Origin of the sequence: Lactonifactor longoviformis DSM 17459 (genome assembly GCF_900129135.1) — a bacterium.
Lineage (GTDB): Bacteria > Bacillota > Clostridia > Lachnospirales > Lachnospiraceae > Lactonifactor > Lactonifactor longoviformis.
Genome location: NZ_FQVI01000011.1, coordinates 122,147 through 144,009, shown reverse-complemented (window position 1 = coordinate 144,009; position 21,863 = coordinate 122,147). Strand labels below are relative to the sequence as shown.

Annotated in this window: 19 protein-coding genes; 13 read left to right on the top strand and 6 right to left on the bottom strand. The window is 45.3% G+C overall.

Annotation, left to right across the window (positions count from 1 at the left end; all coding sequences use genetic code 11):
- Nucleotides 1-253: 253 nt before the first annotated feature.
- Genes BUA56_RS12050 through BUA56_RS12040 form a run of 3 tightly spaced genes read right to left on the bottom strand, consistent with a single transcriptional unit; the run spans nt 254 to nt 3,874 of the window.
- A complete protein-coding gene (locus BUA56_RS12050) occupies nt 254-1,435 on the bottom strand; it encodes a M20/M25/M40 family metallo-hydrolase (RefSeq protein WP_072852033.1) in 1,182 nt (393 codons plus the stop codon).
- A 3-nt stretch (nt 1,436-1,438) separates the two neighbouring features.
- Nucleotides 1,439-2,629, bottom strand: coding sequence for a M20/M25/M40 family metallo-hydrolase (locus tag BUA56_RS12045; protein ID WP_072852025.1), 1,191 nt, complete (start codon nt 2,627-2,629; stop codon nt 1,439-1,441).
- A 51-nt stretch (nt 2,630-2,680) separates the two neighbouring features.
- Entirely contained in the window at nt 2,681-3,874 is a 1,194-nt protein-coding gene (locus BUA56_RS12040; RefSeq protein WP_072852023.1) for a metal-dependent hydrolase family protein, read from the bottom strand.
- Between the two features lie 201 nt (nt 3,875-4,075).
- On the opposite strand from BUA56_RS12040, the gene BUA56_RS12035 reads away from it, so the two are divergent.
- Together BUA56_RS12035 and BUA56_RS12025 are read left to right on the top strand one after the other, a co-directional pair.
- Nucleotides 4,076-4,996 carry an RluA family pseudouridine synthase gene (locus BUA56_RS12035; protein ID WP_072852018.1) on the top strand — a complete coding sequence of 307 codons (921 nt, stop codon included), beginning with the start codon at nt 4,076-4,078 and terminating at the stop codon, nt 4,994-4,996.
- A gap of 284 nt (nt 4,997-5,280) precedes the next feature.
- A complete protein-coding gene (locus BUA56_RS12025) occupies nt 5,281-6,444 on the top strand; it encodes an MFS transporter (protein WP_072852013.1) in 1,164 nt (387 codons plus the stop codon).
- 4 nt (nt 6,445-6,448) lie between these two features.
- On the opposite strand, the gene BUA56_RS12020 is transcribed toward BUA56_RS12025, so the two are convergent.
- From BUA56_RS12020 to BUA56_RS12010, 3 genes are all read right to left on the bottom strand, one after another.
- Nucleotides 6,449-7,477 (bottom strand): sugar kinase, encoded by a 1,029-nt coding sequence (locus BUA56_RS12020; protein ID WP_072852055.1) that lies wholly within the window; start codon nt 7,475-7,477, stop codon nt 6,449-6,451.
- A 116-nt stretch (nt 7,478-7,593) separates the two neighbouring features.
- Entirely contained in the window at nt 7,594-8,619 is a 1,026-nt protein-coding gene (locus tag BUA56_RS12015) for a sugar kinase (RefSeq protein ID WP_072852010.1), read from the bottom strand.
- Nucleotides 8,620-8,688: 69 nt separating this feature from the next.
- Nucleotides 8,689-9,327 (bottom strand): bifunctional 4-hydroxy-2-oxoglutarate aldolase/2-dehydro-3-deoxy-phosphogluconate aldolase, encoded by a 639-nt coding sequence (locus tag BUA56_RS12010; RefSeq protein ID WP_072852008.1) that lies wholly within the window; start codon nt 9,325-9,327, stop codon nt 8,689-8,691.
- A 335-nt stretch (nt 9,328-9,662) separates the two neighbouring features.
- On the opposite strand from BUA56_RS12010, the gene rpsB reads away from it, so the two are divergent.
- The 11 genes from rpsB (at nt 9,663) to BUA56_RS11960 (ending at nt 21,856) form a co-directional block, all read left to right on the top strand.
- Nucleotides 9,663-10,433, top strand: coding sequence for a 30S ribosomal protein S2 (gene rpsB / locus BUA56_RS12005; protein WP_072852053.1), 771 nt, complete (start codon nt 9,663-9,665; stop codon nt 10,431-10,433).
- Between the two features lie 30 nt (nt 10,434-10,463).
- On the top strand, nt 10,464-11,396 hold the full coding sequence (gene tsf / locus BUA56_RS12000; protein ID WP_072852006.1) for a translation elongation factor Ts: 933 nt from the start codon (nt 10,464-10,466) through the stop codon (nt 11,394-11,396).
- Between the two features lie 156 nt (nt 11,397-11,552).
- Nucleotides 11,553-11,696 carry a hypothetical protein gene (locus tag BUA56_RS23345; RefSeq protein ID WP_207650934.1) on the top strand — a complete coding sequence of 48 codons (144 nt, stop codon included), beginning with the start codon at nt 11,553-11,555 and terminating at the stop codon, nt 11,694-11,696.
- A gap of 317 nt (nt 11,697-12,013) precedes the next feature.
- The gene (locus BUA56_RS11995; RefSeq protein ID WP_072852004.1) at nt 12,014-13,330 is read left to right on the top strand and encodes an MFS transporter; all 1,317 of its coding nucleotides are present in this window, start codon (nt 12,014-12,016) and stop codon (nt 13,328-13,330) included.
- A gap of 112 nt (nt 13,331-13,442) precedes the next feature.
- The gene (locus BUA56_RS11990; RefSeq protein WP_072852002.1) at nt 13,443-14,102 is read left to right on the top strand and encodes a TetR/AcrR family transcriptional regulator; all 660 of its coding nucleotides are present in this window, start codon (nt 13,443-13,445) and stop codon (nt 14,100-14,102) included.
- Between the two features lie 111 nt (nt 14,103-14,213).
- Complete coding sequence (locus BUA56_RS11985; protein ID WP_072852000.1) at nt 14,214-15,137, top strand: sugar phosphate isomerase/epimerase family protein; 924 nt, start codon at nt 14,214-14,216, stop codon at nt 15,135-15,137.
- 26 nt (nt 15,138-15,163) lie between these two features.
- Complete coding sequence (locus BUA56_RS11980) at nt 15,164-16,582, top strand: trimethylamine methyltransferase family protein (RefSeq protein WP_072851999.1); 1,419 nt, start codon at nt 15,164-15,166, stop codon at nt 16,580-16,582.
- Nucleotides 16,583-16,827: 245 nt separating this feature from the next.
- On the top strand, nt 16,828-19,209 hold the full coding sequence (locus BUA56_RS11975; RefSeq protein ID WP_187143910.1) for a glycyl radical protein: 2,382 nt from the start codon (nt 16,828-16,830) through the stop codon (nt 19,207-19,209).
- 16 nt (nt 19,210-19,225) lie between these two features.
- Nucleotides 19,226-20,017, top strand: a complete 792-nt coding sequence (locus BUA56_RS11970) for a radical SAM protein (RefSeq protein WP_207650933.1) — start codon at nt 19,226-19,228, stop codon at nt 20,015-20,017.
- A 17-nt stretch (nt 20,018-20,034) separates the two neighbouring features.
- Nucleotides 20,035-20,838, top strand: coding sequence for a pyrroline-5-carboxylate reductase family protein (locus BUA56_RS11965; RefSeq protein ID WP_072851997.1), 804 nt, complete (start codon nt 20,035-20,037; stop codon nt 20,836-20,838).
- A 112-nt stretch (nt 20,839-20,950) separates the two neighbouring features.
- Entirely contained in the window at nt 20,951-21,856 is a 906-nt protein-coding gene (locus tag BUA56_RS11960) for a LysR family transcriptional regulator (protein WP_072851996.1), read from the top strand.
- Nucleotides 21,857-21,863: the final 7 nt, after the last annotated feature.

The following is a 21,863-nucleotide window of genomic DNA, read 5'->3' as shown; positions in this document are numbered from 1 at the left end:
TAGGGACAAGTCAGGGAGGTTAAGCGGAGTGAGCCGAAGATCCAGTCCACCAGCTGATTAACGAGGAAGGCTTTCCTGACGAGTTTAGCAGCTGGTAGGACTTAGCTGAGGGGAACGGAGCCTCGAGCTGACTTGTCCCTATACCCCGGCCCCTGGACTGGCCCTGTCTCCCCGGTGCTCCCTCCTATATCCGTCCGTCTGCAACGCTGCGCTGGCCGACTATTTCACCCCGAGCTTCACATACACAAAACTATCATATGACTCCACGGTATTCCCTGTGCTCTATCTGGATTTGTCTGAGTACTTCGGGGTTTTCGGCCAGATGGTTGATGTACTGGGCGATTACACGGGCGCCGTCCCGGAGGGTTTTTTTGCCCCGTTCTCCATGCATGGCCTGTTCGAACTCTCTGGTGTGGAAATCGGCAAACTTGTCGGTGCACTGAAGTTCCAGATGGAAAGTTGGGATGATGAGATCTACGTTTCCTGCGTCTGTAGATCCCTCTGCTTTTTTCATTTCTTCCCAGGGCATATGCAGAGCGTCAAAAATCTCTCCGATGGTACGAATGGCAGTGGGAAGGTAGCTGAGATCCGCATAGAGTTCTGTATAGCCTTCTTTTAATTCATAGGTACAGCCGGTGGCAATGCAGGCACCTCGGATGCAGTTCATCAGCTTTTCTTTCAGCATATTCATATGATCCATAGTGGCAGCGCGGTAGTAAAAATCCAGTTCCACTCTGTCAGGCACTGTGTTGGGAACTTCACCGCCTTTTTCTACGATCCCGTGGATCTGACAGTCAGGGGGAATATGCTGGCGGAGCATATCTGAGGCATGCATGAAAAACTGAGCCGCATTCAGTGCATTGACACCCAGCTCAGGGCTGGAGGCAGCGTGGGTAGCGTTTCCTTTGAAAATAACATAGATGCCGTCACAGGCTACAATTTTGATCTGGGGATAATTACGGTTGTCCAAGTGTCCCATAATCGCAAACTCATAGCCGTCAAAAGCGTGGTTTTTGGCCATTGCAACTTTGCCTCCGTATGCCTCTTCGTTTGGGGTCCCTATAATGTCCAGACGGAAGGGAAAATCCGGATAGGCGTCCCGCAGGGCCAGGGCGGATAAGATGCTGATTGCTCCGCTGATGGAATGGCCGCAGCCGTGTCCCACCTCCGGTAGGGCGTCATACTCGCACAAAAGGGCGGCCTTCGGCTTAGAAATCGAGGAGGGCCTTTGGTCAGAGGCCAGAAAGCTATGGGGCATGTCTCCGTAGGGAGCTGTGATCTCATAGCCCTGTTTGGCCAGAAACTCTGTGATTTTGCTCACAGCCTCTTTCTCACAGCCGCCTGTTTCAGGATGGTTAGTAATATAATCTCCCAGTTTCCAGCAGGGCTCAAATAAACTGTCGATGGATGCATTAAGTTTTTCCGAGAGTTTCATAATTCAGTCCTCCCTCCTGTTCTGCGCTCTGTATGCGGAATGCTCTTTCTGCAGTGCCGCCAGACGATCCGGCTGATATGCCAGGAGAGCCAGGTAGGCCGCCATGACAATAGTCCCGTCGATAAGTGTCTTTTTTCCCCTGTCGCCGTAGAGCAGTTTTTCCAGTTCTGGGGTATGGAAAGGGGTAAATTCATCGGAACAGCAGCAGCGCATACCTATGGTTGGAACCACAGTGTCTACATTTCCCAGATCTGAACTCCCGCTGGGCGGCTGGGAGGGCCAGTAAGGCATATGAAGCTCTTCATAGATTTTGTGGATATCTGCGCAAGCCTCCCTGGCAGGGAATAGTTCGCAATAAGTATCCCACCGCTGTTCTATGGTGTAAGTGCATCCTGTGGCAACAGCAGCACCCTTCACACAATTCTCAAGCTTCTCTCTCAGGTCTATGAGGCCTGACAGCGTGGCAGAACGGAGGTAATAATCCAGAACTGCTTTATCGGGAACTATGTTGGGAACACTCCCGCATTCTGTAATAATTCCATGAAACTGACAGTCAGGGGTAAGATGCTGGCGGAGCATATCTGACCCGTGGGAAAATAATTGTGCCGCGTTGTAGGCGTTGATGCCGTCCCAGGGATTGCTGGAGGCGTGAGCCGGTTTTCCATAAAAAGTAATTAACATGTCATTGGAAGCCAACAAAGGCCATTGCGCGGAATTGTCATTGGCCAGATGCGACATAATCGCCAGATCGTATTCGTCAAATACGTGCTCCTTTACCATGGTAATCTTGCCGCCTATAGTTTCCTCGGCAGGGGTTCCGACAAGATCTATCTGCATAGGCAGTTCCGGGTATGCCTCCTGCAGGGCAAGCGCAGTCAGGACGCTGATCCCGCAGCTGACAGAGTGGCCGCATCCATGCCCCATACCGGGCAGTGCGTCATACTCACACATTACGGCAGCTTTTGGATAGAGATCCCGGGGAGTACCTTTCCGCTTCGCCTTAAAAGAATGGGGGATTCCGCAGGGAGACTCTATTTCAAAGCCGTGTTTCTGCAAAAAATCAACGATAAAGGCACAGCTTTTTTCTTCCTCCCCTGAGATCTCAGGATGTCTGGTCAGCCAGGAGGAAAATTCGAATATTTCATCACTTAAATGTATAACGGCGTCTTTTAATTTCTGATCTACCAAAGCCATAAGTTTAGGTCTCCTCTCGAATTTCTGAAGCTGCTGAAGGGTATGCAGATATCATGCTTTTACAACACAGCCGGATTTAACTACGGTCGTCAGATTATTTCTGAAAGCGGAGATGTCCTCCAGAGGATTTTTGGATACGGCAATGATGTCAGCAACTTTTCCGGATTTTAAAGTTCCGTAGTCCTGTTCCACGCGCACAATTTTGGCGCTATTGATGGTAGCCTGCTTAATGATATCCAGTTCTTTCATTCCCCAGAAATCTCTTCGCAGTGCAAATTCATCCGCATTTTCCCCGTGTACCAGAGGAACACCGCCCTGGTCGGTGCCGAAACCAATCACAAGGCCTGCTTCATATGCTTTGCGGAGCCCTTCCTTCAAACATCCCAGAATCTTCTGTGCCTTTGCCTTCATAAAAATAGAAGTATCGGGGACACTGTCAGCCAAAGCATAAAGACTGGTCAGGGTGGGTACAATATAAGATGTAGTGCTGTCTTTGAGCATCTCAATGGCTTCGTCGTCAAGGATAGTGGCATGCTCAATGGTTCGTACCCCTGCCAGAATCGAATTTTTAATTGCCTGTGTGCCGTGACAGTGTGTTGCTACATATGTATCTTTAAACGCTGCCGCCTCTACCACAGCCTTCAGTTCGTCCAAGGTGTAAATAGGCTGCCCGGGTTCTCCGCCGGGATTCATAACAGCTCCTGTACCCATGATTTTAATAAAGTCAGCGCCGCGCTTCATCTCCTCCCGCACTGCCTTCCAGATCTCCGTTTTTCCGTCAGCCTCCGCATACATGCCCTGGAAATAGTCGTTTCCGCACTCGGTTGCGGTGACGATCCTGCCGCAGGCAATAATATTGGGGCCGTAAAAGTTTCCTGCCTGTATAGCATTTCTCAGCTCTACGGCAACATTATAGGAAGAACCCACATCCCTGACTGTAGTAAAGCCGGCCATCAAAGTATCGGCTGCATATTTTACGGCATCAAGAGCCTGCTGGATGGGAGATTTGGCATTGTCTACCAGAGTCTCACCTCCTGACAGGGTAAGATGAATGTGGAGGTCAAAGAGCCCGGGAAGAACGTACTGCCCCTGCATATCCAAAACCTGGTCTCCCTCATTGGCCTGAAGTGTCCCGCAGGGGGCAATGGTTTTAATCCTGTCCTGATCTACAAGGATATCTCCGGCTGCCTCCCCGAAACCCTCCACTAAATCTGTGATGAAATTACAGTTCTTTAAAATTAACATAGTACCTCCTCTGCCAAAAAACGGCATACATTATATAGTTTAGTCTGTCACAGGAATGCCGGCTTGGCGTACCTGGATATGATCATCCTAGCATAGCCGACACCCTTTGTAAATCATAAAATCTAAGTTGTTGACTTTACGTCTCAATGCTCCTAAAATAAGTCGTAACAGACAAAAAATGAGAGGCAGAAGGCCGGAAAAATGAAAAAAACAGTAAGGAATACCGTCACAGATAAAGAAGACTCCATGCTTCTCAGCGCCTTTATGAACCGTACGATGGGACTGACCAAGCGGCAGATTCGTCAGGCTAAGTTCAGGGAGGAAGGTATCTGTGTAAATGGAGTAAGAAGCAGAAGTAATACTATATTAAAAAAGGGCGACGAGGTAGCAGTACTTTTAGAGGATGAGAATACCGGATCAAGCCATTTGATTCCATGTATGGAAACGCCGCATGTGCTCTATGAGGATGAGGATCTTCTAATTGCAGACAAACCATCCGGTCTGACCATCCATCCCTCCCCCGGCCATTACAGCAGGACATTGTCTAATATGCTGGCAGCGTATTTTATAAACAGAGGTGAGAAGGTACGTATACGCTCTGTGGGGCGGCTTGACAGGGAGACTTCCGGTATTGTGGTGTTTGCAAAGAGCCAGGCTGCTGCGGCCCGTCTTTTTCAGCAAAAAGAAAATGGAAGGTTTCAAAAAGAATATATAGCTGTTGTCCGGGGAGTGCCTGATATATGGAAGGGTTCAATATGCCGCAGAATAGAAAGAGATGAGAACTCTCTTATGAAGATGAAATTATCCCAGAGCGGAAAGACTGCGGTGACTCATTATCGGGTTATGGGGAGGGGAAAGGAGGATTCCTGCTCGGCGGTGGCCCTGTGTCTGGAAACGGGACGCACACATCAGATCCGTGTCCATATGGCAGGGTTGGGGCATCCTTTGCTGGGAGACTCTCTGTACGGAGGTCCCATGGAGCACATAAAAAGAACTGCGCTTCACGCCTGGAAAGTGAAACTGATTCACCCCTTTACCGGGGAAGAAATCATGCTGGCAGCGGATTTTCCCCAGGATTTCAAAGAACTGTTGACAGAGATGGAGAGCTGTGATATGTTATAACAACAATAGAATTCAGGAGGTAGTGTTCATGTTTTCAACTCGTTTAAGATAAGTGATTTGGGAGAAGCTAAGTTCCGATGGGAGCTTTTTTCTGATACTTATTTTGCGGAATTGAAGCATGAGCAGATTGCCTCTGTATTTTACAGAGTGTATATTCTGAAACTATGCTCTTTTTGCGGATGTAAGCAGCAGGCAAAGGTTCCAAGGGAACGTTTGTCTGTTGCTTTTTTTACTCAAAAAGAAAAAGGCATTCCGGTGCCTGATAACTAAAATGTGAGGTATATATGAAAGAATGGAAGAAAAAATGTATCTTGTTTCTTGTCAGTCAGAATATCAGCCTTTTTGGGTCTTCTGTGGTTGGATATGCCATTACCTGGTATATTACACTGAAAACCTCATCGGGTATGTGGATGACTGCTTCAATCCTGTGCTCTCTGCTTCCCCAGCTTTTCATCTCTCTCTTTGCCGGGGTGTGGGCTGATCGGTATCACAGAAAAATGCTGATTATGGTGTCCGATGGCTTTATTGCTGCCTCAACGCTGGGACTTGCTCTGATGTTTTTAGTTGGAAAAGATTCGATGTGGATGCTTATGCTGGTATCAGCCGTCCGTTCAGTGGGAGCGGGAGTGCAGACGCCTGCCGTAGGAGCCATTGTCCCTCAAATTATTCCTCAGGAAAAGCTTACCAGAATTAATGGAATTAACCAGACGTGTAATTCGGTCCTTATGATGATTTCTCCTGCTGTGGGAGGCGTCCTTCTGGGAAGTGTGGGGATTGCCTGGGCGATGCTGGTAGATGTGATAACTGCAGCCCTTGCCATATGTGTCATGGCCTTTTTAAAGGTGGAAAAGCCTGTAAGCAAAGGACAGATTTCTATGTGGAAGGAATTAAAAGAAGGAATTCAATATACCACAGGACATGCCATTGTTTCCAGAATTCTGGTTTTTTACGGAATAGCCTTCTTTCTCATAACCCCCGCTGCCTTCTTAACACCACTTATGATAGAGAGAACCTTTGGAAGTGAAGTGTGGAGGCTGTCGGCCAACGAAATTGTTTGGACCGTAGGCTCTCTTCTGGGAGGGGTTTTTGTGGCCTGGAAGGGTAATTTTAAAGACAAGTGGAGAGTCATGGCAGTTTCCTATATAGGGTTTGGCGTTACCTTTCTGCTGCTTGGACTGACTCCATATTTCTGGATGTATCTGGCTGTGATGATGATCTCAGGGGCCTTTATGCCTGCCCTGGCCACAGCGTCTACAGTCATGCTCCAGGAAGAGGTAGAGGCAGGCAAATTAGGAAGAGTGTTTTCTGTATTTCAAATAATTTCAGGAAGTGTTATGCCCCTGGGAATGCTCATCTTCGGCCCTATGGCGGATCGGGTGCCGATACAGTGGATAATGGTGGGGAGCGGTGCTCTGCTGGCGGCTGCCGGGAAAATGATCAGGAGATAAATGATTATCTATCCATCTCAGACTGTCTTCCTGTCTGCTTATGGGCAGAGATGATCCGGTTAATCTCGGTAAGATCAGAGGAAGGCAGATCCCCGGGAATTGTATTTTTTACTGCGCTTGTGGCATCGCCGTATTCCATAGCCTTTTGGCAGTCGAAGTCGTGGGCCAAAAGGCCGTATAAGGCGCCGGAGATAAAGGCATCCCCGCTGCCGATGCGGTCAACAACATCAATATCCCTGTAAGGATCTTCCTCAAAATAAGTGTCTGATTTGGCATCATACACAACGGAACCGAAGGTATGGACTTTGGGACTGTGGACAATCCTCTGGGTAGACGCAACGATGGAGACAGGATAATCCTGAGTGAAGCTTTTCATAATGTCCTTTAGATTCCCCTCCTTCAGGAAGGTAAGGCGGGCGGTGTCTTCGGAGCAGAAGAAAATGTCCACATAGGGCAGAATCTCTTCGATGCAGGCTTTGGCTTCTTCCCCGGACCAGAGGTTTCCACGGAAGTTAACATCAAAGGAAATAATAGTCCCCTGTTCCTTAAACCGCTTGATCATTTCGATGCCTGTGCGGCGGGCCTGGGGGCTGAGGGCCAGGGTGATCCCGCTGGTATGGAAACAGCGGGCCGAAGCGTAGAGGTCTTCAGAAAAGTCAGAGACGTCTATTTTATTCATGGAGGTATACATACGGTCATAAACGATGCTGGGCTTCCTCGGATGTGCCCCGTTTTCATAGTAATACACTCCAAGGCGTGCGTCCTTGCTGGTATCGTATACCAGATAATCGTCGCTGACTCCGCAGAACCGCACGCGGTTTTTAATAAAAGTACCCATATCGTTAGAGGGCAGTTTTGAAATGATACCGGTGCGCAGACCCAGAAGTGAGGCGCCGGAGACAACGTTCAGTTCAGCTCCTCCCACTTGCTTCTGAAAGGTTTCCCCCCTGGTAAGGCGCTCGTTGTTGGGCGGGGACAAACGCAGCAGTAATTCTCCAAGTGCCAGTATATCAAAATCTTTTTTGTTTTTCATATTAAAAAACTCCTCTATAAAAGTGGGATGCTGCATGGCAACAGCATCCCCAGGAATTACATCCCAATGGCAATAGGGAAATGTAAACAGTAAAAGTTATTAGGTTAATTTAAAAACTATCTCTGGACACGTCCGGAAGCGTCTCCGCCCGCCAGTTTATTCACTTCATCCATGGATACCATGTTAAAGTCGCCTTCGATTGAATGCTTCAGGCAGGATGCGGCAACTGCAAATTCTATGGCTGTCTGAGAATCACATCCATTTAAGCAGGAGCAGATTAATCCGCCGCCGAAGCTGTCGCCGCCGCCTACACGGTCAACGATGTGCATCTTATATTTTTTGCTGAAATAGTAGTCCGTACCATCATATAACATACCAGACCAGTTATTGTCATTGGCGGACAAGGACTCCCGGAGTGTGATCGCAACCTTGGAGAAACCAAAGCGGTCAGCCAGCTGCTTTGCCACATCCTTATAACCTTCATGGTTTACAGTACCTGCAGTAACATCGGTATTGGCAGCTTTGATGCCAAAGACATCAGAGGCGTCCTCTTCGTTGGCAATACATACATCCACATACTTGCACAGTTCACCCATAACTTGTCCGGCCTTTTCTTTGGACCATAATTTATTTCTGTAATTTAGATCACAGGAAATCGTAACACCGGCTTCCTTGGCAGCTTTGCAGGCTTCCAGGCAGATGGCAGCAACATCATCATTTAACGCAGGTGAGATACCTGTAAAATGGAACCAGTCTGCACCGTCGAAGATGGCGTTCCAGTCAAAATCCGCTTTGTTTGCTGTTGCAATGGAAGAACCTGCTCTGTCATAGATAACCTTAGAGGGTCTCTGGGAAGCTCCTTTTTCCAGGAAATAGATACCAACTCTGTCTCCGCCCCGGGCGATAAACGAGGTATCAACGCCGTATTTGCGCAGTGAATTAACTGCAGCCTGGCCGATTTCGTGCTTTGGAAGCTTGGTGACGAACTTAGCATCAAATCCGTAATTGGCAAGTGATACGGCAACGTTGGCCTCTCCTCCGCCGTAGGTTGCCCCAAAGGTATCTGCCTGTACAAAACGATAGTATCCTTCAGGAGCCAGTCTTAACATAATTTCACCAAAGGTAATTACTTTTTTTGCCATAATGAGTCTTCGTCCTTTCTTAATTAAAAAGTTTTTATATATTATGATACAAAGAGAGTTTTGAATCTTTTATTTTCTTGCTTCCTTTACAATGGCAACTGCTTCTTCGGTAAGTCTGGTAATCTCTGCAAAGTTGCCTTCATCTACCAGACTGCCCTTAACCATCCAGCTTCCCCCGCAGGCAACGATACGGTCGTAAGCCAGATAATCTTTCACGTTAGCTGCATTTATTCCGCCTGTGGGCATAAATTTAAGTCCTACGTAAGGCGCGGCGATTGCTTTGATCATTTTCAAACCGCCAGCAGGTTCCGCTGGGAAGAACTTCACTACCTCCAGCCCGTTTTCCAAAGCTTGCTCAATATCGCTTGGATTGCAGCATCCGGGGGTGAGCAGGACTCCTTTTTCTACGCAGTATTTTACGATTCGCGGGTTCAGACCCGGGCTTACGATGAATTTGGCGCCCGCGGCTACTGCGCGGTCAACCTGATCTGTAGTGAGTACGGTTCCGGCGCCGATTAACATGTGTGGAAATTTCTCTGCCATGATACGGATGGATTCTTCGGCCGCTGCAGTACGGAAAGTCACTTCTGCACAGGGGAGGCCTCCGTCACACAGGGCCTTTGCAAGAGGTTCTGCATCTTTCGCATCGTTTAATACAACAACAGGTACGATGCCAAGCTTCTGGATCTGCTCTAATACTTCATGCATGGTTCATTTCTCCTTATTTTATATATTTGTTTTGAGTTTCGTATTATGAAACTAAGTTTCGCAATGTGATATCTTAACTCCGATTATAGCACTGAGCGATATGATGTCAATAGGATTTTCAATAAATTTCATATTATGGAACAAAAAGAGGAAATAAGGCAAAAAATACCTTGCATTCCCAATTAGAGTCATGCTATAATGCTAAAGGTCAAAAATAAACACGCAGTCGGATTCCAAAGGAGGGTGCTGAATTCTTCTATATGAATATAGGAAGAATGACGTTCCTGCGGGAGATGAAGAATGCGGAAGAAAACAACCAAAAGGAGAGTAAAAACATGAGCGTTATTTCAATGAAACAGCTGTTAGAAGCCGGTGTTCATTTCGGACATCAGACAAGAAGATGGAACCCTAAAATGGCAGAGTATATCTACACAGAGAGAAACGGAATCTACATTATCGACCTGCAGAAATCCGTTGGAATGGTAGATGATGCTTACAAAGCAATCGCTGATATTGCTGCAGAAGGCGGCACAATTCTTTTCGTGGGAACTAAGAAGCAGGCTCAGGATGCTATCAAGGTAGAGGCAGAGCGCTGCGGAATGTTCTATGTCAACGAGAGATGGTTAGGCGGTATGCTTACAAACTTCAAAACGATCCAGAGCAGAATTGCAAGATTAAAAGAAATCGAAGCAATGGAAGCTGACGGAACCTTTGATGTTCTTCCTAAGAAAGAAGTTATTGCTCTTAGAAAAGAATTAGGAAAGCTTCAGAAGAACCTTGGCGGTATTAAAGAGATGAAGAAGATTCCGGATGCTATCTTTATCGTAGATCCTAAGAAGGAGAGAATCTGTGTGCAGGAAGCTCACACATTAGGAATTCCTCTTATCGGTATTGCAGATACAAACTGCGATCCGGAAGAATTAGATTACGTAATTCCGGGTAATGACGATGCAATCCGTGCAGTAAAATTAATCGTTTCCAAAATGGCTGACGCTGTAATCGAGGCAAATCAGGGCGCAACAGCAGAAGAAGAAATCTTTGAAGATGTTGCAGAGGGAACTGATGATATCGAAGAGATTGTAGCGGCAGAAAGCGAAGAAGCTTAATTACCATATTATTTTCAGGAGGAAAACACAATGGCTATTACAGCAGCAATGGTTAAAGAATTAAGAGAAATCAGCGGCGCTGGTATGATGGACTGTAAGAAAGCTCTTACAGCAACAGAAGGCGATATGGATAAAGCAATGGAGTTCTTAAGAGAAAAAGGACTTGCTACAGCACAGAAAAAAGCTGGAAGAATTGCAGCAGAAGGACTTTGCAGAACTTTATTAATAAATGACGACAAAAAGGCTGTGGTTGTAGAAGTAAATGCAGAGACAGACTTTGTTGCGAAAAACGAAAAGTTCCAGGAGTATGTGGCTCAGGTTGCAGAGCAGGCAGCAGAGACAAGCGCAGCAGATATCGAAGCTTTCCTGGCAGAGCCATGGAAATTTGATACTTCTAAAACGGTTTCCGAAGCTTTGGCAGGACAGATTGCAGTAATCGGAGAGAATATGAATATCAGAAGATTCCAGCAGATGTCTGAGGAGAATGGTTTTATCGCATCCTATACTCATATGGGCGGCAAAATCGGCGTTTTGGTAGACGTGGAAACAGACGTTATAAATGATGCAGTAAGAGAGATGGCTAAAAACGTTGCTATGCAGGTTGCAGCTATTAAACCTCTGTACACTAACAGAGATGAGGTGGATGCGGCTTACATCGAGCACGAAAAAGAAATCTTAACCGTACAGGCCAAGAACGAAAAACCAGACGCCAATGACAAGATCATCAGCGGAATGGTTATGGGACGTATTAATAAAGAATTAAAAGAAATCTGTCTTTTAGATCAGGTTTACGTAAAAGCAGAAGACGGAAAACAGAACGTTGGCGCTTACGTAAAAGAGGTAGCAAAGGCAAACAATGCCAACATCACAATCAAAGGATTTGTTCGTTTTGAGACTGGTGAAGGAATTGAGAAAAAAGAAGAGAATTTTGCTGAGGAAGTAGCAAAGCAGATGGGTAGCTGATTGGGTAAAAAGTGATACTCAAGTGTTCAATGAGAATTTTGCTTGTTTATTAACATGAGGCTATATGGTTAAAGAACTTATAAAACGCACTGCCATTTGAGGTAGTGCGTTTTTCTGAATAAAAAGGGCTGTTACAAAAAGTGTTTTTCATGTCAAGTGTTGAGCTATGCTGAGATTTTGTGCAATCTCATAGACTTCGTCATCTTCCCGTGCGCCGACTACGACAACCAGCATGTCATTGTCACGTCAGATGAGCTGGTATACGATACGAAGGCCGGCACCTCGGAGTTTGATCTTTAAGAAGCCGGAAAGATAGTAGTGATCGTGGCTAATAAACACTAATGCATAAAAAAATGATGGAGAAATTATTGAAACAAAACTGTGCATAATTCACAAAAAAATAAAACATTCCAATATAAACTTGACAATATAAAATAAATGCCATATGATGTAAACACAAAAGCTAACGCGCTCACATTTGTATGAAACCATACGGAAAGCAGTGAGCGGTTTTTTTAAAACTAAAAAGTTAACGCGTTAGTTTTAGCTTGCAAGCAGATAAAGCTTACACTTCTCGAAAGGGGAGATGCAGAAATGGGTTAGGAGGAGACAAGCAAATGAAGATAACAGGAGCAAAGAGATGGTTTATCGTCATTTTATGTGCGTTGTTGTCGGGCGTGATGGTTTATGTGACGTTTTTGAGATACAGCTACTATGATCAGATGGTTGTATTATTTACGCAGTATAAACCGGTTGTTTCAGTGGATTATGTGAATGAATTTATCGGTGATTTTGGTCTGGTATACGGCGTGGTTTCTATGGTGGGCTATATATTTGGAGGAATTTTTGCAGACAGATTTAAGGAAAAGTGGCTGATCATCCTGGGAGGACTTGTGATGGGGCTGTGTTCCTTCTGGTTTGGCATTGTCCCGGGGCGCACTTCTATCATGATCATCCATTTTCTCTATGGTGTCGGGACGAGTTTTCTCATCTGGTCGGCTTACCTTAAACTTACGAGAAAGATGGGAGATGAGAACGAGCAGGGGCGGCTTTTCTCCACGTCAGAATTTGTTAGAGGCATTTTTGGAACTGTTATAGGCTTTGTGGGTGTGGGATTGCTGAGTAAGGCAACTCTGGCAAGCGGAGATATGGATCCCGCAGCAGTAGGTGCGCAGTGGAGAATGCTGCTTTTCATAAGCGGAGGACTTTTCCTGTTATTTACCTTGCTGGTGTTTATCTTTGTTCCTGCTGATGTAATCGGGGCTGAGGAAGGGGATGATGCGAAGAAAGAACAGGCAGCATTCAGCATGAAAAACATTGCAGCAGTGTTAAAACTCCCCGGAACCTGGTTGATATCGGCGTTGATTTTTTTCTGCTACTCTTTTACGTCAGCAGGAAGTGGATATCTGGGAGCATATACTACAAGTGTATTAGGAATATCTGCTACGCAGGCCAGTCTGTTTGCTATCATCAGAAATTATATTATTGCGGCAATCATGACATTCCTGATCGGCTTTATTTCCGATAAAATAGGGTCAAAATCCAAAACTCTGGGAATATATCTGATGGTATCAAGTATTCTGTGTGTGGCACTGATAGTAACGAAAAGCGTGGTAGTTCTCTGCATTGCTGTTTCATTTGCATTTGCTATCGTTTATTCCGGCATGCGTGGTATTTATTTTGCCACACTGGGGGAAGTGGGAATACCGCTGAAATACACAGGAATTGCTACGGGCGTAATCTCAGCCCTTTGCTATTTGCCGGATGTGTATTTTGCAAAGCTTGCAGGCTCCTGGATCGATAAATTTGGAAACAAAGGTTACGACTATATCTGGATGTGGGCGATTGGATGCGGTATATTAGGCGTAATAGTAGCTCTCATTACTACGAGATATGCAAAAAGATTAAAAGCGGAGGAAAACAGAGCGGGCTAAGAAGCGTCTTCTACATGCTGAGTGCAGGTCATGAAATTCAATATTGATGTTTTGAGCTAAATGCATTATTATGAAGGAAATGACTTGTTCACAGGATGAGGAGAGTTTGCAAATGGCAGTATATTCCAAGGGAATAGAGACGAAGAAAAGATTTATCTTATCTACTTATAATAAGCTTCTGGTACAGGATTCATCAGAAATTTCAGTACGGAAACTCGCAAAGGAAAATGGATGTTCGGTGGCAGCTTTGTATAAGCACTTTGACAGCCTGGAGTATCTGATAGCCGTTGCATCCGTCCGGTTTCTGGATGAGTACATGGTGAATTATGGAAAACTGCTGGATTCAGGGAAGAATCTTCTGGAAATCTACATAGAGGGATGGGAATTGTTCGATCACTATGCGTTTCAAAGACCGGATGTATATTATCGGCTATTTTGGGGAGCCAGAAACTCCGTATTTGGAAATGCAGTCCAGGATTATTTTGAGTTATTCCCGATAAGCGGTTCAGAAGAATATACGGCTCATTATTTCACCTTGCTTTTTGACGGCGATATGAGAAAGCGTGATTTCATCATATTGCGGCGTATTGAAAATATGAAACTGATAAGCGACGAGGAGGCAGAGTATTTTAGCTGGACGAATCCCCTGATTGTCAAGGGGATGCTGGAATCTGCTATAGATGAGGAGTCTGCAAAATGTGCGGAGTTGGAACTGAGGTGCAACAGACTGATACGCAAAAATATGCAGCAGGTATTCGAAAGGGTGAAGTGAAAAAATGCATGAAAGTGTGTTTGGAGATTAATCCAAACACACAGGTTACCCTGTAAAAATTTTTTAGAGAAAAAAGTAAACAAGTTAACTAAATAAAAAGGAGGAAATGCAATGAATAAGAGAAGTGACAGACCAATTAAACTGGGTATGCATACCTACACACTTCATTTCTTCGGATTCGGAGAAAGCTGGGGATTTGGAAAGGATTATTTCTTTCCCCGGGTTATGAGTCTGATGGAATTGATGGACAAGGCAGTAGAGTGGGAGCTGGATGGGCTTCAGGTCACAAAGGTAGATCTGGAGTCTACGGACCCGGCACATCTTGCTGAGGTGAAGGCAGCGGCAGAGGAGCGTGGACTTTTCCTTGAGTTTAATTCTTCTTTCCAGGCGGGCAGTGATTCCAGAGTAAATTGTACTGTGGAAGAAGCTCTGCGGATCACAAAGGCTATAGGAGGTGAACTGACAAAATTCAGTTTGGATATCATCCGTCCCAGAGTATTGTATGGCTCCTGCTGTCATCCGGACGTTATGCGCCAGTTGGCAGTCAGATATGAACAGTTTAAGGAGGCGCTGCCTCTGGCGGAAGAACTGGGATTGCAGATTGCAATTGAAAACCATACAGATACTTACGCAGATGAAGTTCTGTGGGTAATCAAAAAGCTGGATCACCCTCTGGTAGGCGCCTGCATTGACACGGTGAATTCCCTGCAAGTTATCGAGGGCCCGGAGGAAGCGGTGGAGAAGATGCTTCCTTATGCTACCTGCTGTCACTTCAGTGATGATTTGATCGTGGTCGATCCGATGGGAGTGCATGACGTGGGAGTATCCAGCGGCAAAGGTTCCATTGATATGCCGAAAATTCTGAAACGTATCAGAGAAGCATCACCGATGGATCGTATAATTTTTGAAAATGAAATTCCATTCTTGAGACCGGATGAACCAATCGAAGAGGCGCGGGCCAGAGAATGGCAGGCATGCGAGGAAAGCATTGCATACTTGAGAAACGAATTAAAAGTAGGTGTGAGAAACCGTTAACAACATACCATAAGGAGGTAACTGAAATGTCAAAGTCAAGAGAGCAGATGATTCATGAAGCAGCAATGGAAATTATGAGCGAGGTGGGAGTGAAGATCCACAATGAGAAGGCGCTTAAAATCTACAGAGAAAATGGGATTAAAGTAGAAGGCAATATTGTATATTTCACCGAGGAGCAGGTGATGCATTGGGTGAAAATGGCGCCGGAATCCTTTGAAATCTATGCAAGAAATCCTAAATACGATATGGTGATAGGGGGTGACCATGTCAATCCTGCCCCCACCTACGGATGTGCTTTTATCGATGATCGGGATGGCAACCGCCGCAGAGGAACGATGGAGGATTATATCAAATGTCTGAGGCTTGTAGATGCAGACGATAATTATTCTATAAATGGCGGTATTATGATTCAACCGGGAGACGTGCCGGAGGAGACTGCAGCTATCGAGATGTTCTACGCAACACTGCTGAATTCAGACAAGGCGATTATGCTGCCGACGGGCATGATTGACGAGATGAAGTTGATTATGGAGGCAAGCTGTGAAGTCTTTGGCAGCAAAGAAGCTCTGATTGAAAAACCCAGAATGATCGCATTGATCAATACTAATTCACCGCTGTCTCTGGATGAAAGAATGCTGGACTGTTTAATGCTGCTGGCTGAATATGGACAGCCGGCAATCCTATGCCCGGCTACAATGCTGGGGGCGACTGGCTCCCTCTCCATGGCAGGTTCCCTCGCAAGCGGCACAGCGGAAAATCTGGCGGGAATTGCGCTGGCACAGATGATACGTCCGGGAACTCCGGTTGTATTTGGTATCCAGTCAACAGCAGCCGATATGAGGGGCGGGATTACCTTCGCATGTGCAGCGCCGGAAGGAACACTGATGCAGGGCTTTGGAGCTAATATGGCTAGATTTTACGGAATGCCTTCCAGAGGCGGCGGATGCCAGACAGATGCTCCGGTAATCAACTGTCAGGCCGGATACGAATCTATGCTGACATTCTCATCTGCATATCGTCACGGGATTAACCTGGTAATGGAGGCCGGAGGCGTTATGGATAGTGTAAATGCCACATCCTTTGATAAGATGGTGATTGACTTTGAGATTATGCGTCAGGTTAAATTTGCCTTCACACCGATTGAAGTGAATGAAGAGACATTGAATCTTGAGGAAATCAAAGAAGTCGGCCATGACGGCAGTTTCGTAGATGCAGATTATACACTGGATAATTTTATGGATCTGTATGCCCCGCGTGTCGGTTCCCGCAGCGCAAAAGGTGCGGATTATTTCTGGGACAGTGTTGACGCTGAGACTAACAGACTATTAAAATATCACGAAACTCATCGCCCGCAATTGGATGAGGAGATAAAAAATAGGGTGAAAGCAGTGTTGGCGAAATCCGGCCTTGAGGAGCAGTATTTTGCGAATATAGAAAATATGTGACCGTGAAGGTGTCCCGATGCGCGCCCGTCAAGTAACTTTGTGTCAGTGTGAGTACTGCTCGCAGGGTATTCACTTTTTAAATGTCAGTATTTGACATGGATATTTCACATCTGGAGGCAGTAGTGTTATTATTTTAACAAGAGAAGGACGTTAAAGTGTAACAGCTGGGTAAGAGTGAATGCACAACGATCCCTAAATAACGGATCAGGTATTTATTAAAAACTTTTATAAAGGAGAAGTATATCATGTCAAAAGCTTATATGAAAAGAATACAGGCGTTGAGAGAAAATTATATGTCCCACCGTGTGGAAATGGATATTCTGGATGCTTATTATGTAACACAGGGATTCAAAGCGACAGAAGGTCAGCCGTGGCAGATTCAGAAGGCGACAGCTATGAAGATGGTGTATGAAAACAAACCGATTTTCATACAGGATCGTGAACTCTTAGTAGGAGGAGTTGCATTCAAACCGCGTGCAGGAATTCTTAACCCGGATTCCGCCTGTTCTGTTATCGAGAAGGAGTTAGATACAATCAGTACACGTAAATACGACCCTTTTTACCTTTCAGAAGAAAACAAGAAGCTTTTTATGGAAGAAGTTGCCCCATACTGGAGAGGAAAATGTGTTCTTGACCGCTGGAATGCGATGATGCCGGAAGATGTCAGAACCATGCGCGATGGCGGTATGCTGTATGTAGACAAAAAGTTTGTCCGCGGATATGGAGAAAACACACCGGGGTGGAGAACACTGCTGAAAAAAGGGATCAATGGCATTAAGAAGGAAGCAGAAGAAAAACTGGCAGCACTTGATGATGCAGCAGGCGAAGATGTGCTGAAGCAGATTATTTTTTATAAATCTCTGATTATTACAGCCGAAGGTATCATATCACTTGCTAACCGTCATGCAGACCTGGCAGAACAGATGGCAGCAGGAGAAAAGAATGAGATACGTAAGGCCGAGCTGCTTAAGATTGCCGAGGTGAACCGTAATGTCCCGGCAAATCCTCCGCGTAATTTCTACGAGGCGCTGCAGAGTATGCTTACTTATGAGTTCTGTATCTTTATGGAGCAAAATGCGTCTTCTTATAACTTGGGACGTATGGATCAGTATTTGATTGACTATTACAAAAAGGACATCGCAGAAGGTACATTAACACCGGATGATGCACAGGAGCTTTTGGATTGTTTCTGGATTAAGATTGCGGAGATGGGATTATTTCAGGATGGCGAGAGTGCTGCATTTTCTGCAGGTTATAATATGACGGTTCAGGTCTGTGCAGGAGGCATCGACCAGTATGGTAATGATGCTGTGAATGATTTATCCTATATGACGATTCAGGCAACAGAAGATACTGCATTGAAAGAGCCAAACATGACAGTGCGCTACAATATCTCCAAGAACCCGGATTCATTTTTAAGAAAAGCAGCAGAGTGTATTCGGATGGGACGCACTATGCCGGCAGTTTATCATGATGATGCAGGGATTAAGATGCTCTTGAATAAGGGGATTCCATTGTCACAGGCATGGGATTGGACTCCGTGCGGCTGTGTGGAGACGAATCTGGAAGGCCGCTTAAAATCCTACACGGATATTGGGGAAATCAGCATGGGCGGAGTTTTAGATATGGTTATGACAAATGGCAAGAGCCGCAAATCAGGTGAACAGGTGTCCGTTCAGACAGGTGATCCTCGCAATTTCAAGACTTTTGATGATTTTATGACAGCAGTTAAAAAGCAAATAGATTATTTTGTACATACGATGGCAACCATGAATTCTTATCTGGATTATCTCAGTGAGAACTACCGGCCGGTACCGGCACTTTCTCTTACCTATCCGCACTGTATGGAGGTGGGTAAAGATTATGCCAATGGAGGAGCTGAATTTAATGTGGGAAATGGAATCAATATCATCGGGCAGGCAGATATCATAAACTCTGTAGCAGATGTGAAATATCTTGTCTACGATGAAAGGAAAGTGTCCATGGATGAACTTTGCAAAGCATTGGATGCCAACTTCGATGGATATGAGGAGATTCATAAGATGTGTATGGAGGCGCCAAAATACGGCAACGATGATCCGAAAGCAGATTTCTGTGCGGGAGAAATCTACAATTATCTGGTAGATCAGATTGAGAAATATGACTCTCCCTTTGGAAAGCTGACTGCGGGCATGCTTCCGGTATCCGGCAATGTGCCGATCGGACAGAGTGTAGGAGCGCTTCCGTCCGGACGGAAGGCATGGACGCCGCTTGCAGATGGGATTGGCGCCACGGGAGGTACGGATGTAAATGGAGCTACGGCCCTTTTGAAATCTATCAGTAATTTGCCGCATGCACGTTTTACGCAGGGGACACAGATGAACTTGAAGATTGATCCAAAACTCTTAGAAGGCGAGCGCGGGTTAACTAACATGATGGTTCTGCTTAAAACACAGTGTACTTTGGATATCTATCATACCCAATACAACATTATTGATCCTGAGGTGCTCATAGATGCACAGAAGCATCCGGAAGACCACAAGGATCTGCTGGTGAGAGTTGCGGGATATACTGCATTCTTTGTCGAACTGGGCAAGGATATCCAGGACGACATAATCCAGCGTACAGAGATTGCAAACTGGGGCTGATTGAAAGGGCGGAAAAATGGGATATCAAAGTTATGAAAAAATGGATCTTCAGGGGTCTGTGCTTCGGATTGAAAAAAGTTCTATTTATGATGGAGATGGATTACGGACAGTTGTGTTTTTGAAAGGGTGCCCGCTGCGCTGCCGGTGGTGTTCAACTCCGGAAAGTCATCAGAAAGGAATCCAGACTACCCTGGATGGAAGCATAACCTATGGGGCTGTCATGACGGTTGAAGAAGTTATGGCAGAGGTCCGAAAAGATATTCCGTTTTATTTCCATTCAGGCGGAGGGATGACCGTGTCAGGCGGAGAAATCCTTGCTCAGCCGGAATTTACTTATTATCTGGTGAGCCGCGCATGCTGGGAGGGCATTGACACTTGTATTGAAACCTCTTTTTATGGAGAATGGAGTAAGATTGAGCCGATTTTAAAAAATACAAACACCGCTTTTGTGGATTTGAAACTTATGGATACCAAGGCTCATATGAAGTACACGGGTGTACCCAATGACATTATTTTGCATAATATACGGAAAGCCGGGGCTGAGAAAAGTGGTATGAAGCTGATTATCCGCAGACCGTTGATTCCGGGAGTGAATGACTCACAAACAGATTTGGAGCAGCTAGGGCAATTTCTTATGGGACTGCCTGGAGTGGATTGCCTGCAGCTGCTGCCTTATCATCGGCTGGGGACGGATACTTACCGCAAACTGGGGCTTACATATCAGCTGCCGGATGTTAAAACACCTTCAAAAGAATACATGGAGTGGTGTATGAGTATTACAAATAAATATATTAAAACGATCATTTAAGAAAGGTGGAAACAATTATGTTACGTTATGGTTTTATTGCCGCAGGAAACATTATTCGTGCAATGCACACAGGAGCAGAGCTTAATGAGGATTATAATCCGGCTGAAATCGGTATCTATGATATCAATGAAGATACCCGCAAAGACTATGCATCGAAAGGCTATGCGACATTTGACAACATGAAAGAACTGGTTGACCATTCAGAAATGCTGGTTCTGGGAGTGACACCTAAAGTGGCAGGACTTATTATCGACGAGCTGAAGGCGTGCTACAGGCCGGGACAGCTAATGCTGACAGTTGTTACGGGTATTGAGCAGCCATGGTATACGGAACATCTGGGTGAGGACTGTAAAGTAGTTATCTGTATGCCGAACATGAGCTCACGGGTAGGAGCAGGGGCATTTGCGGTATCGCGTAATGCAAACTGTACAGATGAAGATGTAGAGAAGGTCACGTCTATCCTCAGATTATCCGGTATCGTAGAGGAGATTCCGGATGGCATGATGGCAGAGATTCTTCCGTTCAATGGTTCGGCTCCGGGATTCTTCTATCATATTTCTAACTTAATGATAAAAGAGGCTGAAAAATACGGATTGAATCCTGATACGGCAATCCGGTTATTTGCCCAGACAATGAAGGGGAGCGCGGAGATGATTCTTTCTTCTGATATTAGTCTGAAAGATCTTGAAACTGCCCTCAGGCTCCCGGGAGGGGCTACCGTAACTGCTTTGGAAAAAATCGAATCTATGGGTTTTGATGAAATGTATGAAGAGTTTGTAAAAACTTCTGTTGAGCATTGTAGGAAGCTGGGAAATCAATAATTTCGAACCAGAATCACAAACAGGGCATCTTATTGCAGATGCCCTGTTTGTGTGCTATAGTGAAAATGGATTTTTAAGGATACGAGTATAGGAATACTCTGTGGAGGTTGTTATGACTTTATTACAGCTCAAGTATTTTATTTCCGTTGCCGAAACCGGGAATTTCACTCATGCGGCAAGACAGGTTTACACATCTCAGCCGACAATCAGCCGACAGATACAGATGTTGGAGGACGAATTGGGGTATGCGCTTTTCAATCGAAACAGCAAACCTCTGCGTCTTACAAAGCCTGGTCAGATACTGTACGATGGTGTGAAAGAAGCGCTTTTACAGATGGACTATGCCCTAAGAATGGCGGAGATGGCTACAGAAGGGAAGAGCGGTTCTTTATCAATCTCTTTTCAGGCGGGATATTATGCAGAGTATATTTTTTTGTCAATCATCAATAAACTCCGTGAAGACTTCCCGTCATTGCAAATACAGTGCAGCAAATTGTATTCCTGGGAGCAGATTAAAGGACTGACAAATGGAAGCATCGATATAGCAATGGGTCTTGATTTCCCTCATTGGCATGAACTGGGATTTGATGTCAAGCAGCTGAAAAAAGTAGATGCTCTTATTGTTATGTCGTCACATCACAGGCTGTCAGGCAAACAGTCACTGGAATATCATGATCTTGCAGGGGAAACATTTTATTTTACAGGGCCCAATGGCTATCAGGTGAATAAGATATTCAAAGGCCGTTTTGATCTCACAGATGTGCATCAGGTCGAAGTACCTTCGTCGGAAATTGCTTATTTTAAGGTGCTGTCAGAAAATGGACTTACAATTTCAAATCCATATGATCCGACATCATTGAATAATCCGCATTATCATTCTATCAAGTTTGACTCGGAATATACGGATGCCTATGTGTGTGTGGTGAATCCTAATAATAACAACCCTGTGATAAACCTCTTTTTGGATTTGACGAAAGAATATTATATTGATACAGAAAAACAGCCTGGAGAACCATAACCGTTAA

What these genes read in the sequence shown, in the direction of transcription:
- BUA56_RS11965 (WP_072851997.1), top strand. Translation starts at nt 20,035, where the DNA reads ATGTTACGTTATGGTTTTATTGCCGCAGGAAACATTATTCGTGCAATG.
- BUA56_RS12020 (WP_072852055.1), bottom strand. Translation starts at nt 7,477, where the DNA reads ATGAAAAACAAAAAAGATTTTGATATACTGGCACTTGGAGAATTACTG.
- BUA56_RS12035 (WP_072852018.1), top strand. Translation starts at nt 4,076, where the DNA reads ATGAAAAAAACAGTAAGGAATACCGTCACAGATAAAGAAGACTCCATG.
- BUA56_RS11980 (WP_072851999.1), top strand. Translation starts at nt 15,164, where the DNA reads ATGTCAAAGTCAAGAGAGCAGATGATTCATGAAGCAGCAATGGAAATT.
- BUA56_RS11960 (WP_072851996.1), top strand. Translation starts at nt 20,951, where the DNA reads ATGACTTTATTACAGCTCAAGTATTTTATTTCCGTTGCCGAAACCGGG.
- BUA56_RS11970 (WP_207650933.1), top strand. Translation starts at nt 19,226, where the DNA reads ATGGGATATCAAAGTTATGAAAAAATGGATCTTCAGGGGTCTGTGCTT.
- BUA56_RS12025 (WP_072852013.1), top strand. Translation starts at nt 5,281, where the DNA reads ATGAAAGAATGGAAGAAAAAATGTATCTTGTTTCTTGTCAGTCAGAAT.
- BUA56_RS12015 (WP_072852010.1), bottom strand. Translation starts at nt 8,619, where the DNA reads ATGGCAAAAAAAGTAATTACCTTTGGTGAAATTATGTTAAGACTGGCT.
- rpsB (WP_072852053.1), top strand. Translation starts at nt 9,663, where the DNA reads ATGAGCGTTATTTCAATGAAACAGCTGTTAGAAGCCGGTGTTCATTTC.
- BUA56_RS12050 (WP_072852033.1), bottom strand. Translation starts at nt 1,435, where the DNA reads ATGAAACTCTCGGAAAAACTTAATGCATCCATCGACAGTTTATTTGAG.
- BUA56_RS12010 (WP_072852008.1), bottom strand. Translation starts at nt 9,327, where the DNA reads ATGCATGAAGTATTAGAGCAGATCCAGAAGCTTGGCATCGTACCTGTT.
- BUA56_RS11975 (WP_187143910.1), top strand. Translation starts at nt 16,828, where the DNA reads ATGTCAAAAGCTTATATGAAAAGAATACAGGCGTTGAGAGAAAATTAT.
- BUA56_RS11995 (WP_072852004.1), top strand. Translation starts at nt 12,014, where the DNA reads ATGAAGATAACAGGAGCAAAGAGATGGTTTATCGTCATTTTATGTGCG.
- BUA56_RS11990 (WP_072852002.1), top strand. Translation starts at nt 13,443, where the DNA reads ATGGCAGTATATTCCAAGGGAATAGAGACGAAGAAAAGATTTATCTTA.
- tsf (WP_072852006.1), top strand. Translation starts at nt 10,464, where the DNA reads ATGGCTATTACAGCAGCAATGGTTAAAGAATTAAGAGAAATCAGCGGC.
- BUA56_RS12045 (WP_072852025.1), bottom strand. Translation starts at nt 2,629, where the DNA reads ATGGCTTTGGTAGATCAGAAATTAAAAGACGCCGTTATACATTTAAGT.
- BUA56_RS12040 (WP_072852023.1), bottom strand. Translation starts at nt 3,874, where the DNA reads ATGTTAATTTTAAAGAACTGTAATTTCATCACAGATTTAGTGGAGGGT.
- BUA56_RS11985 (WP_072852000.1), top strand. Translation starts at nt 14,214, where the DNA reads ATGAATAAGAGAAGTGACAGACCAATTAAACTGGGTATGCATACCTAC.